Annotated in this window: 11 protein-coding genes; all 11 read right to left on the bottom strand. The window is 72.9% G+C overall.

What is annotated here, in order from left to right:
• Nucleotides 1-106: 106 nt before the first annotated feature.
• Nucleotides 107-472 carry a chorismate mutase gene (locus tag KVT14_RS01300; protein ID WP_217614009.1) on the bottom strand — a complete coding sequence of 122 codons (366 nt, stop codon included), beginning with the start codon at nucleotides 470-472 and terminating at the stop codon, nucleotides 107-109.
• Nucleotides 473-503: 31 nt separating this feature from the next.
• Nucleotides 504-1,790, bottom strand: a complete 1,287-nt coding sequence (gene clpX, locus KVT14_RS01295; protein WP_147796220.1) for an ATP-dependent Clp protease ATP-binding subunit ClpX — start codon at nucleotides 1,788-1,790, stop codon at nucleotides 504-506.
• Between the two features lie 257 nt (nucleotides 1,791-2,047).
• Nucleotides 2,048-2,758, bottom strand: a complete 711-nt coding sequence (locus tag KVT14_RS01290) for an ATP-dependent Clp protease proteolytic subunit (protein WP_217614008.1) — start codon at nucleotides 2,756-2,758, stop codon at nucleotides 2,048-2,050.
• A 41-nt stretch (nucleotides 2,759-2,799) separates the two neighbouring features.
• Entirely contained in the window at nucleotides 2,800-3,420 is a 621-nt protein-coding gene (locus KVT14_RS01285; protein WP_217614007.1) for an ATP-dependent Clp protease proteolytic subunit, read from the bottom strand.
• A gap of 180 nt (nucleotides 3,421-3,600) precedes the next feature.
• Nucleotides 3,601-4,992, bottom strand: a complete 1,392-nt coding sequence (tig, locus tag KVT14_RS01280; protein ID WP_217614006.1) for a trigger factor — start codon at nucleotides 4,990-4,992, stop codon at nucleotides 3,601-3,603.
• A 185-nt stretch (nucleotides 4,993-5,177) separates the two neighbouring features.
• The gene (locus tag KVT14_RS01275; protein ID WP_217614005.1) at nucleotides 5,178-5,615 is read right to left on the bottom strand and encodes a hypothetical protein; all 438 of its coding nucleotides are present in this window, start codon (nucleotides 5,613-5,615) and stop codon (nucleotides 5,178-5,180) included.
• 118 nt (nucleotides 5,616-5,733) lie between these two features.
• Nucleotides 5,734-7,935 carry an MMPL family transporter gene (locus KVT14_RS01270; RefSeq protein WP_217614004.1) on the bottom strand — a complete coding sequence of 734 codons (2,202 nt, stop codon included), beginning with the start codon at nucleotides 7,933-7,935 and terminating at the stop codon, nucleotides 5,734-5,736.
• Between the two features lie 192 nt (nucleotides 7,936-8,127).
• On the bottom strand, nucleotides 8,128-8,796 hold the full coding sequence (locus KVT14_RS01265; protein WP_217614003.1) for a response regulator transcription factor: 669 nt from the start codon (nucleotides 8,794-8,796) through the stop codon (nucleotides 8,128-8,130).
• A gap of 77 nt (nucleotides 8,797-8,873) precedes the next feature.
• Nucleotides 8,874-9,887 carry an SDR family NAD(P)-dependent oxidoreductase gene (locus KVT14_RS01260; RefSeq protein ID WP_217614002.1) on the bottom strand — a complete coding sequence of 338 codons (1,014 nt, stop codon included), beginning with the start codon at nucleotides 9,885-9,887 and terminating at the stop codon, nucleotides 8,874-8,876.
• A gap of 135 nt (nucleotides 9,888-10,022) precedes the next feature.
• A complete protein-coding gene (locus KVT14_RS01255; RefSeq protein ID WP_217614001.1) occupies nucleotides 10,023-11,279 on the bottom strand; it encodes a sensor histidine kinase in 1,257 nt (418 codons plus the stop codon).
• 125 nt (nucleotides 11,280-11,404) lie between these two features.
• Nucleotides 11,405-11,761 (bottom strand): diguanylate cyclase (locus KVT14_RS01250; RefSeq protein ID WP_217614000.1); only part of this gene is annotated, 357 nt, incomplete at its 5' end.

Here is an 11,761-nt window from a genome sequence, read left to right as displayed (position 1 = left end):
CACCGACCGACCGGTCCTGACCCCTCCCACCCTCTGACAGCCGGTCGCACCGCGCCACCCCGGAGCGCGACGAGCTGGCGGCCGGGCGTGTCCCGGGGCGGTGCCGTCAGTCGGTGACCGGGTCGTCCGAGGCCGTCGCCGGGGCGCGCTGGCCGTCGGGGCCCGCCGCGATCTCCTCGTGGTGCCGGATGACCTCCTCGACGATGAACGCGAGGAACTTCTCCGCGAACACCGGGTCGAGGTCGGCCTGGTGCGCCAGGTCCCGCAGCCGGGCGACCTGGCGCGCCTCGCGGCCCGGGTCGGACGCGGGCAGGCCGAGGCGGGCCTTCAGCACCCCGACCTGCTGCGTCGCCTTGAACCGCTCCGCGAGCAGGTGGACGAGGGCCGCGTCGATGTTGTCGATGCTGCCGCGCAGGCGCGCGAGCTCGGGCGGGAGCGCGGGGGCGCCGACCGGGGTGCTGGGAGTCGTCACGCCCCCGATCGTAGGGGGCGCGACGACGAGGTCAGGCGCTCTTCTCGCGGGGCGTGCGCTTGGCGGGCGCCTGCCGCGGGACCAGGGTCGGGTTGACGTTCTCCAGGACCACGCCGCGGTTGACGACGACGCGCTCGACGTCGTCGCGGCTCGGCACCTCGAACATCACCTGCTGGAGAACCTCCTCCATGATCGCCCGCAGGCCGCGCGCGCCGGTGCCGCGCAGCAGCGCCTGGTCGGCGATGGCCTCGACGGCGTCCTGCGTGAACTCGAGCTCGACGCCGTCGATCTCGAACATCCGCTGGTACTGCTTGACCAGGGCGTTGCGCGGCTCGGTGAGGATCCGGACGAGCGCGGACTGGTCCAGCGGCGACACGGTGGTGATGACCGGGACGCGGCCGATGAACTCGGGGATCAGCCCGAACTTCAGCAGGTCCTCCGGCATGACGTCGCCGTAGACGTCCTTGTCGTCCGCGCTGTGCAGCGGGGCGCCGAAGCCGATGCCCTTGCGGCCCGAGCGGCTGGTGATGATCTCGTCCAGCCCGGCGAAGGCGCCGGCCACGATGAACAGGACGTTCGTCGTGTCGATCTGGATGAACTCCTGGTGCGGGTGCTTGCGGCCGCCCTGCGGGGGCACCGAGGCCGTCGTGCCCTCGATGATCTTGAGCAGCGCCTGCTGCACGCCCTCGCCGGAGACGTCGCGCGTGATCGACGGGTTCTCGCTCTTGCGGGCGATCTTGTCGATCTCGTCGATGTAGATGATCCCGGTCTCGGCCTTCTTGACGTCGAAGTCCGCGGCCTGGATGAGCTTGAGCAGGATGTTCTCGACGTCCTCGCCCACGTAGCCCGCCTCCGTGAGGGCCGTGGCGTCCGCGATCGCGAACGGGACGTTGAGCATCCGCGCGAGGGTCTGGGCGAGGTACGTCTTGCCGCAGCCGGTGGGGCCGATCAGCAGGATGTTCGACTTCGCGATCTCGACCGAGTCCTCGGCCTGCGCGGTGCCGACCGACGGGGTCGCCTCGCCCGCCTGGATCCGCTTGTAGTGGTTGTAGACCGCGACCGCGAGCGACCGCTTGGCGGGCTCCTGGCCGACGATGTACTGCTCGAGGAACCCGAAGATCTCCTTCGGCTTGGGCAGCTCGACCATCCCGATCTCGGTGGCCTCCGCCCGCTCCTCCTCCATGATCTCGTTGCAGAGCTCGATGCACTCGTCGCAGATGTAGACGCCCGGACCCGCGATGAGCTTCTTCACCTGCTTCTGCGACTTCCCGCAGAACGAGCACTTGAGAAGGTCCGCGCCGTCCCCGATGCGAGCCACGTGCGTCCCCTTCCCTCGGTGCGACCGGTCGGTCGCGAGTCACTGCGCTCCTGGGCGGGCCGACCACGGCCGACCGCCCATCGGTCCATTGCACACCACGGCGGGCCCGGTGTCAGCCCGCCACGCACCGGGCGCCGGGCGTGTCGGCCGGGTTCGCCCGTCCGGAGGTGGTCGCGCGCCCCGCCGCGGCCGCCCTGGAGGCGGTCGCGGCGGGGCGCGCGGGCTACCGCGGGGACCTCAGCGGCCCCCGGGCGGCGTCACGGCTCGACGCGGGTGGCGATCGCGCCCTTGCGGCTCTCGAGCACCTGGTCGACGATCCCGTACTCGTGCGCCTGCTTGGCGGTGAGGATCTTGTCGCGCTCGATGTCCTGGCGGACCTTGTCCAGCGGCTGGCCGGTGTGGTGCGCGATGGTCTCCTCGAGCCACTCGCGCATCCGGATCAGCTCGTTGGCGTGGATCTCGATGTCCGACGCCTGGGCGTAGCCGCCGCCCTCCATCGCGGGCTGGTGGATCAGCACGCGGGCGTTCGGCAGCGCCAGGCGCTTGCCCGGGGTGCCGGCGGCCAGCAGGACCGCCGCGGCCGAGGCCGCCTGGCCGAGGCACACCGTCTGGATCTGCGGCTTGATGTACTGCATCGTGTCGTAGATCGCGGTCAGCGCGGTGAACGAGCCACCGGGCGAGTTGATGTACAGCGTGATGATGCCGTCGGGGTCGGTCGACTCCAGGACCAGCAGCTGGGCCATGATGTCGTCCGCGGAGGCGTCGTCCACCTGCACGCCGAGGAAGATGATCCGGTCCTCGAACAGCTTGGTGTACGGGTCCTGCCGCTTGTAGCCGTAGGCGGTGCGCTCCTCGAACTGGGGCAGCACGTAGCGGGACGACGGCGAGGTCGCGACGGACCCGGCGGTGCCGCCCCAGCCGCCGGCGAGGCGCCCGGCGCGGGCGATGAACTGCGACTCGGTGCTCACGAGTTCTCCTGACTAGGTCTGTGGTGGTCGACGGGGGTGGGTCAGGCCGCGGTGCCGCCGCCGCCGGTGACGGCGCCGGCGTGGGTGACGACCTTGTCGACGAACCCGTAGTCGAGGGCCTCGGGGGCGGTGAACCAGCGGTCGCGGTCCGAGTCCGCCGTGATCTGCTCGACCGACTTGCCGGTCTGCTCGGCGATCAGCTCCGCGAGCACCGTCTTCATGTGCAGGATCAGCTGGGCGTTGATGCGCACGTCGGTGGCGGTGCCGCCGATGCCGCCGGAGGGCTGGTGCATCATCACGCGGGCGTGCGGGGTGGCGTACCGCTTGCCCTTGGCGCCCGAGGACAGCAGGAACTGCCCCATCGAGGCCGCCATGCCCATGGCCACCGTGGCGACGTCCGGCTGGATGTACTGCATGGTGTCGTAGATCGCCATGCCCGCGGTGATCGAGCCGCCGGGCGAGTTGATGTACAGGAAGATGTCCTTGTCCGGGTCCTCCGCCGCGAGCAGCATCATCTGGGCGCAGATGGCGTTCGCGTTCTCGTCCCGGACCTCCGACCCCAGCCAGATGATCCGCTCCTTGAGGAGCCGGTTGTAGATGGAGTCGTTGAGGCCGAGTCCCCCGGACTCTGCCCGGGCGATGGCCGGCGTCTGGTCGTTCACGAACGCTCCCTCGATCAGGACTGGTTGCTTGTCAGCGACCCTAACGCCCGGCCCGCCCGGCATCAGTCCCGGTCGGGCCCCGTTTCGCTGTCGGCGCAGGGGGTGCACCCGGCCCGGGACGCGCACAGGGCCCCGCACCGGTGACGGTGCGGGGCCCTCGCGTCGTGCAGGTGCCGGGGCTCAGGCCTTGGCGTCCTCGGCGGGCGCCTCGGTGGCCTCGGTCGCGTCCTCGTCGCCCTCGGCGGCCGCGGTGGCAGCGTCCTCGAGCGCGGTCTGCGCCGCGTCCTCCTCGTCGGTCCCGATGTATTCCGACAGGTCGACCGCCGCGCCGGAGCCGTCGACGACCGCCACGTGCCGCAGCGCGACCGCGAGGGCCTTCGAGCGCGCGACCTCGGCGACCATCGCGGGGATCTGGCCCTGCTGGTCGATGGTCTGGATGAACGTGTTCGGGTCCATGCCGTACTGGCGGGACGCGCTCACGAGGTAGTCGACGAGCTCGCCCTGGTTGACCTTGACCTCGAGGTTCTCGGCCAGGGTGTCCAGGAGGATCTGGTTGCGCAGCGCGGTCTGCGCCTGCTCCGTGACCTCGGCGCGGTGCACGTCGTCCTCCAGGCGGCCCTCGGACTCGAGGTGGCGGTGCACCTCGGCCTCGACGGCGCCGGCGGGGACCGGGATCTCGAGCTGCTCGAGCAGCTGCTCCAGGAGCAGGTCGCGGGCCTGGACGGCCTGGTTCTGCGCCTTGATCTTGGTGGCCTGCTCGCGCAGGTCCGCCAGGAGCTCCTCCACCGTGTCGAACTCCGACGCCATCTGCGCGAAGTCGTCGTCGGCCTCGGGCAGCTCGCGCTCCTTGACGGAGGACGCGGTGACGGTCACCTCGGCCTGCTCGCCGGCGTGGTCGCCGCCGACCAGCGTGGTCGAGAACGTCGTGGTCTCGCCGGCCGACAGGCCGGTCAGCGCCTCGTCCAGGCCCTCGAGCATGTTGCCCGAGCCGATCTGATAGGAGACGCCGGAGACCGTGTCGACCTCCTCGCCGTCGATCTTGGCGACCAGATCGATCACCGCGAAGTCCTTGTCGGCGGCCGGGCGGTCGACGCCGACCAGGGTGCCGAAGCGCTCGCGCAGGGTGTCCAGGCGGGCCTGGACGTCCTCGTCGGTGATCTCCGAGTCGTCCACGGTCACGGACAGGCCGTCGAGCGACGGGATCTCGATCTCGGGGCGGACCTCGACCTCGGCGGTGAACACCAGGTCGCCGTCGGTCTCGCCGGGCACCAGGCCGGGCACCTTCGTGACGTCGACCTCGGGCTGGCCGAGCGGGCGCAGCTTGTTCTCGCGGACGGCCTCGGCGTAGAAGCCGGACAGGCCCTCGTTGACGGCGTGCTCCATGACCGCCGGGCGGCCGACGCGCTGGTCGATGATCCGCGGCGGGACCTTGCCCTTGCGGAAGCCGGGGATGTTCACCTGCTCCGCGATGTGCGAGTAGGCGTGATCGATGCTCGGCTTGAGCTCGTCGTACGGAACCTCGACGGTCAGCCTGACCTTGGTGGGCTCCAGGGTCTCGACGGCGCTCTTCACTTCAGTGCTCTCCAACTGCTCGGATTCGTCTGCGCCGGGGTGCCCGGCGTGGGCGCTGGGGCGGGCCGGTCGGGCGGTTCCCCGCTCTACCCCGAGGGGCGGCACGCTTCGGCGCGCGCGGGCATGGCTCGCCGCACCGGCCCACGAAGACTACGCCACGGGCGCGCACCGCCGCCAAAGCACGCTCAGTCCCGGCGGCGGTCCCGCCACGCGCGCCAGGCGCCGGTCGACCACAGCGACCACGCGACCAGGACGCCCTGGCCGGGCAGCCGGGCGAGCCGCTTGGCGTCGGTGTCGAGCCCGAAGGCGTCCGTGTGCGTCAGGTACTGGGACACGTTGCCGGGGAAGATCGCGACGAAGAACGCCGCCGCGGCCCATCCCACCTTCGCGCGGTGCCGCGCGGGCGCCACGGCGAGCGCCGTGCCGAGCGCGATCTCGACGACCCCCGAGCCGAGGACGACGAGGTCCTCGTCGAGCGGCACCCATGGCGGGACCTGCGCCTGGAACTCCTCGCGTGCGAACGTCAGGTGGCTGGTCCCGGCGAACGCGAGCACCGCCCCGAGGCCGACCCGGCCCACCGTTCGTGCGAGGCCGCCACCCCGCCGCGCCTGCTGCTCCGCCATGTCCGCTCCCTGGGTAGACGAGTTCGTCTACCCATCGAAGCACAGGTGCGGGGGCGCCCGCACCCGCGCAGAGGTCGGCCGGGGTCACCGGTGCGGTGACCCCGGCCGACGCCGCACCCTACGGACGGACCAGCTCGGGCTGGGGCTGGGGCTCGTGGACCGTGTCCTGCAGCGCGTGGCCCTCGGAGTCGATGCGGGGCAGCGCCTTGTCGAGCCACGCCGGGATCCACCAGGCGGCCTTGCCGAGCAGCGACAGGGCGGCCGGCATGAGGATCATCCGGACGATGAACGCGTCGGCGACGATCCCGATCATGAGGCCGAAGGCGATCGACGCGGCGATGGCGAAGGAACTGGACGCGAAGCCGGCGAACACGACGGTCATGATCGACGCGGCGGCGACGAGCACCGGGGCCGCCCGGGAGAAGCCCTCCACGATCGCGTCCTTGGGGGCCATGCCGCGGTCGTGCATCTCCTTGATCCGGGAGACCAGGAACACCTGGTAGTCCATGGCGAGCCCGAACAGCACACCGACCAGCAGGATCGGCAGCAGGCTCATCATGGGGTCGCCCTGCGCGGCCGTGATGAGCGGGAACTCCCACCCCCACTGGAACACGGCCGTGCTCGCACCGAAGGACGCCAGGACGGACAGCAGGTAGCCGGCGGTGGCGATCACGGGGATGAGGATCGAGCGGAACATCAGGACCAGCAGCGCCATCGAGATCAGGACGATCACGATCACGTACTTGATCAGGGCGGTGTTCAGGGCCGCGTCCTGGTCGATGCCGATGGCGGTCTCCCCGGTCACCTCCAGGCGCACGCCGTCGACCATCGAGTCCTCGTGGTCGCGGATCGTGTGGACGAGGTCCTTGGTGGAGTCGTCGATCGGGCCACCCGTGGGGATCACGGTGACCCGGGCGACGTCGCCGCTCGCGCTGATCTCGGCGGGCGTCACCATCTGCACGCCCGGGAGCGCGGACAGCGCCTCCTCGACGGCCCCGGCGTCGGCCGCGACGTCGTCGCCCTCGGCGAGCACGATCAGCGGGCTCTGCACGCCGCCGAGCTCGTCCAGGACGAGGTTGTACGCCGCGCGCTCGGTGGACGCGGGGTCCGCGCCGCCCGGGACGTGGAACGCGGTCTTCATGCTGAGCACGGGGATCGCGACGGTGACCAGGACCGCGGCGCCGCCGACGAGGGCCAGGACGGGGTGCTTGACGACGGTGGCGCCCCACCGGCTGAGGAAGCCGCGCTTCCCGGTCGCCCCCTCGGTCCAGATGCGGCCCTCGGCGAGCGCCCGCCGGTGCTTCTTCGGCAGCGCCTTCAGGCCCATCGTCTTGAGCAGGACCGGCAGCAGGGTCAGCGACAGCAGGACGGCGATGAGGACGGCGAGCGCCGCGGCGAAGCCCATCACCGAGATGAAGCCGATGTCGGCGACCATCAGGGCCACCAGGGCCACGATCACGGTCGCGCCGGCGAACACCACGGCGGTCCCCGCGGTCCCGGTCGCCCGGCCGATGGCCTCGTCGACCGTCCGCCCACCACGCAGCTCGTGCTGGAAGCGGGACAGGACGAACAGGCCGTAGTCGATGCCGACCGCGAGACCGAGCATCGCGGCCAGGATGATCGAGTTCTCGCCGATCGGGGTGATCGACCCGTACGCGAAGACCCCGACCAGGCCGACGCCGACGCCGAAGGCCGCGGTGAGCAGGTTGGCGCCCGCGGCCCGCAGGGTCCCGAACGTCAGCAGCAGCACGAGGAACGCCGCCAGGACGCCGATCATCTCGCCCACGCCCTGCTCGGGGGCGCCGAGCGGGACGAGATTGCCGCCCAGCTCCACCCCCAGCTCGGCCGGCGCGGACTCCTGCAGGTCGAGCGCCGCGGCGTAGGAGGTCTCCTGCTGCTCCTCGTCGAGACCGACGTAGGTCAGCGTCGAGATCGCCAGGGTCTGGTCCGGCGAGACCGACGGGCTCTCGGGGTCGAGCGGGTCGCTCACCGACTGCACCCCGGGTAGCGACGCGGCCTCGTCGAGCACGGACCGGATCTCCTGCGCGACGGCCGGGTCGGTCACCGCGCCGGCGTCCGGGTGGAAGACGAGCTGCAGCGTCTGGGCGCCCTCCGGGGAGCCCCCGGACGGGAACTCCTCGTTCATGCGGTCGAGCGCGAGCGAGGCGCGCGAGTCGGGGATCGAGTCGTCCGCGGTCTCCCCCATCCCGTTGACCGCGAGGATGCCGGTGAGGCCGGCGAAGACGGCGACCCACGCGATCACCACCACCAGGCGGCGTCGGGCGGCGAAGCGCCCGAGCCTTGCGAGGAACGTTGCCATGGGTCTCTACTCTCGTTGCGGGTCCGACTTCGACGTCGTCGATCGTCGCAACGCGAGCGGTCCCGCGAATCGGCCGGGGAGAGCGCGTCCGGTACCGCATCCGGGGTACGCCCAGGGGCCGGCGGCTACGACCCGGGGAGCGGATGAGCAGACATCGGGCGTACGCGGGCCCGGGGGGCGTCGCGACGCCGCTCACCGCGACTCGTCGACCAGCCCGCTCTCGTAGGCGAAGACCACGAGCTGGGCGCGGTCGCGCGCCCCGGTCTTGAGCATCGAGCGGCTGACGTGCGTCTTGGCCGTCGCGGGGCTGATGTAGAGATGCTCGCCGATCTCGTCGTTCGACATGCCCCGCGCGACGAGCCCGACGATCTCGCGCTCGCGCTCGGTGAGGTCCTCGATCCCTGGCAGCGGGCTGCGGTCCCGCGCCCGCGGCGCGCTGACCACCTGCTCGATCAGCGCCCGCGTCGCGTGCGGGGAGAGCAGCTGGTCCCCCGCCGCCACCGTGCGGATGGCGGCGATCAGGTCGGCGGGGTCCACCCCCTTGCCCAGGAAGCCGCTCGCACCCGCCCGGAGCGCCTCGACCACCAGGTCGTCCGTCTCGAACGTCGTCAGGATCAGCACCTTGACGCCGGCCAGGGCCTCGTCGGCGGTGATCCGGCGGGTCGCCTCGATCCCGTCGACGCCGGGCATGCGGATGTCCATGACCACCAGGTCGGCACGGGTCGCGCGCACCTGCGCCACGGCCTCCGCCCCGTCTGCGGCCTCGCCGACCACCTCCAGGTCGGGGGCGGAGTCGAGCAGGAGCCGGAACGTGGCGCGCAGCAGGGTCTGGTCGTCGGCCAGCAGGACGCGGATGGTCATCGGTCGTGCCTCTCGGGAGGTGCGGTCGCGCGCCGACGGACCGCGGGGTCCGTCGGCGCGGGCGGGAGCAGGGACGATCAGGCGGCCGACCAGCCGCCGTCCACCGGCATGATCACACCCGAGACGTCGGCCGCGTCGTCGCTCAGCAGGAACGCGATCGGGCCGGCGAGCTGCGCCGGCTCGGCGACCGGCGGGCGGATGGCCGAGCCGGTCTCGACGCGGGCGCGGCCGAGCTCGGACGCCACGACGGGGCGCATCGCGGTCAGGGTCGGGCCGGGGGCGACCGCGTTGACCCGGATCCCCGACGGCCCGTACATGTACGCCGAGCTCTTCGTGATGCCCACGACCGCGTGCTTGGACGCGGTGTACGCGACCCCGGCGGCCGAACCGCGCAGGGCGGCCTCGGAGGCGACGTTCACGACGGACCCGCGACCGGCCGCCAGCATCAGTGGCAGCACCGCGCGGCTCAGCAGGAACGTCCCGTCGACGTTCACCGAGAAGTTCCGGCGCCACACGGCGTCCGACACCTCGTGCAGCGGCGTGACGTCGTCGGTGACGCCCGCGACGTTGGCGAGCCCGTCGACCCGGTCGCCCGCGACCGCGACGATCCGGGCGACGGCCTCGGGATCGGTGATGTCGGCGGCGACGGCCTCGACGGCGAAGGCGTCGAGCTCCGCGGCGAGGGCACGCAGACCCTCCTCGGTCAGGTCGACCGCGATCACGCGACCGCCCTCGCGGGCGACCCGGGACGCGGTCGCCCGGCCGATCCCCGACGCCGCGCCGGTCACGATGATCGTCTGACCGTCGAACCGGCCCGGCACGATCCGCTCCCGCCACCCGGTGGTCGGCGCCTCGCTCTCCTCGGGGAGGACCCCGCCGTTCGCACGGCGCACCAGGTCGGTGACCACCTCCTGCGGGACGACGCCCCCGCCCAGCTCGACGAGGCGCTCGAGCGGCAGCGCGCGGGCCGGCTGGAGGGCAGCGGCGTCCCTCCCGGCCGCCGCGAGCAGCTCGCCGAGCACGGGTCCGCCCACCGGGTGGTCGAGCCACTCGCCGACGGTCGAGCGGGCGGTGATCGGGTTCGGGCTCATGCGGTTCCCCTCGTCGCGACCCGCAGGGCGGCTCCCGCGGGGCTGGTGCGTCGTCAGTCTCGCGACCCGGCGCTCGTCGCGGATCCCCCGGGCGCGGTATCCGCGGCTACGCCCCCTGTCGTACGGGTCGGCGGGTCACGCGTCCACGGGACGCCGGGCCGCCGGCAGCGCGGCGACCACCTCGAAGTCGCCCCCCGCCGTCGGCCCCGCCCGGAAGGTGCCCCCGGCCGTGCCCGCGCGCTCCCGCATCCCGATCAGGCCGTGCCGGGTCCCCGGGCCGGGCGCGCGCTCCGGGTCGACGGGGTTCGTGATGCGCAGCCGCACGCCGGCGGAGGTCCAGGCGATGGCGAGATCCACGCGTGAGCCCGGTGCGTGCTTCGTCGCGTTGGTCAGCGACTCCTGCACGATGCGGTAGGCCGCGAGGTCCACGTGCTGCGCCAGGGGCACCGGCGTCCCGGACTCGGACACCGAGACGTGCGCCCCGGCGCTCGCGAGGCCGGCGACGAGCTCGTCCAGCGCCGCCAGCCCGGGGACGGGCCGCAGCGAGCGGTTGGGGTCGTCGTCCGCCCGGCGAGCCTCCTGGTCGTCGCGTCGACGCAGCAGGCCGATCGTCGCCCGGAGCTCGTCGATCGCCCGGCCCGTGTGCTGGGCGATGTCCCCCAGCGCGCGCTCGGCCGCGTCGACGTCGGAGCGCAGGAGGTACCGGGCGACCCCCGCCTGCGCGTTGACGAGCGTCAGGTTGTGCGCCAGGGCGTCGTGGAGCTCACGGGCGATGCGCAGGCGCTCGTCCAGCACCGCGGTCTGCGTGCGCTCGGCGTTCTCGGCCTCGATCCGGAGCGCGCGCTCCCGGCGGCCGGTCCGCCAGACGCCGGCCGCCGCGGCCGTGACCACGAGGTAGAACAACAGCAGGTCGGTCAGCAGCGTGTCGCCGGTGTTCATCGTGACGCCGATGACGGCCAGCCAGGTCCCTCCGACCAGCCCGGCGGTCCACCCGACCCGCCGGGGCACGCGCGAGGCGAGCGTCGCGACCGCGAGCATCGTCGCGAGCGGAGCCGGCTGGTAGGCGCCCATCCCGCTGTGCATCTGGGAGATCGGGTCCGGCACCGTGAGGAAGATGAGGATCATCGACTCGGCGACGAGCGTGCCGAGCAGCGCCAGGACGGGCCGGTAGGTCCGCAGCAGCAGGGGCGCCCACGCCCCGACGATCGAGACGAGCAGGCGCGTGTCGGGCGCGTCCCACCCCCCCGTGCGGACCGACGTCGTCCAGTACATGCCGCCGAGCCAGGCGAGGGTGAGGGCCAGCTGCCCCGCCGTGGGCCGGCCGCCGCTCCCGAGGAGCACGGTCGAGCGCGCGACGTCGCGCCACGACGCGCGAGCAGGTCGCGAGGGCATGCAGGTCCGCCTCGTCTCGGGTGCGCCGCCGGCCGGGAGCCGACGCGCGGTGGGACCACCATCGTGCGCGAGGACCGCGGGTGCCGGCATCCGCCGCCGGGAGTATCCCGGCGGGCCCGGTCCTGTCAGGTGCGGGCCGGCCTCGGGATCGCCGCGCCGCTCGTGGGGCGGGCCGCGTCGTGGCGGCGACGCTTGGTCGCGTACATGCGGGTGTCGGCGGCGGACAGCACCTTCTCGGCCGTCGTGCGGGTCCCGGGGCGCAGCACCACGGTGCCGACGCTGGCGCGCGCGGCGGTGGTCAGCCCACCGAGGTCGAACTCACGGGCGAGCGCCATGTCCAGCCGCCGCGTCGCCTCCGCCTCGAGCCCGTCCGGGTCGCCGACGAGCACGACCACGAACTCGTCGCCGCCGAACCGCGCGACGAAGTCGACCTCGCGCACCGCCGACCGCAGCCTCTCCGCCACGCGCACGAGCAGGCGGTC

This window comes from Cellulomonas sp. GbtcB1 (genome assembly GCF_019091725.1).
Classification (GTDB): Bacteria; Actinomycetota; Actinomycetes; order Actinomycetales; family Cellulomonadaceae; genus Cellulomonas.
This window is presented reverse-complemented; position numbering and strand designations above follow the sequence as displayed.

Coding starts and splice junctions, on each gene's coding strand:
- KVT14_RS01275 (WP_217614005.1), bottom strand. CDS start 5,615: ATGGCGGAGCAGCAGGCGCGGCGGGGTGGCGGCCTCGCACGAACGGTG.
- KVT14_RS01270 (WP_217614004.1), bottom strand. CDS start 7,935: ATGGCAACGTTCCTCGCAAGGCTCGGGCGCTTCGCCGCCCGACGCCGC.
- KVT14_RS01265 (WP_217614003.1), bottom strand. CDS start 8,796: ATGACCATCCGCGTCCTGCTGGCCGACGACCAGACCCTGCTGCGCGCC.
- KVT14_RS01260 (WP_217614002.1), bottom strand. CDS start 9,887: ATGAGCCCGAACCCGATCACCGCCCGCTCGACCGTCGGCGAGTGGCTC.
- KVT14_RS01255 (WP_217614001.1), bottom strand. CDS start 11,279: ATGCCCTCGCGACCTGCTCGCGCGTCGTGGCGCGACGTCGCGCGCTCG.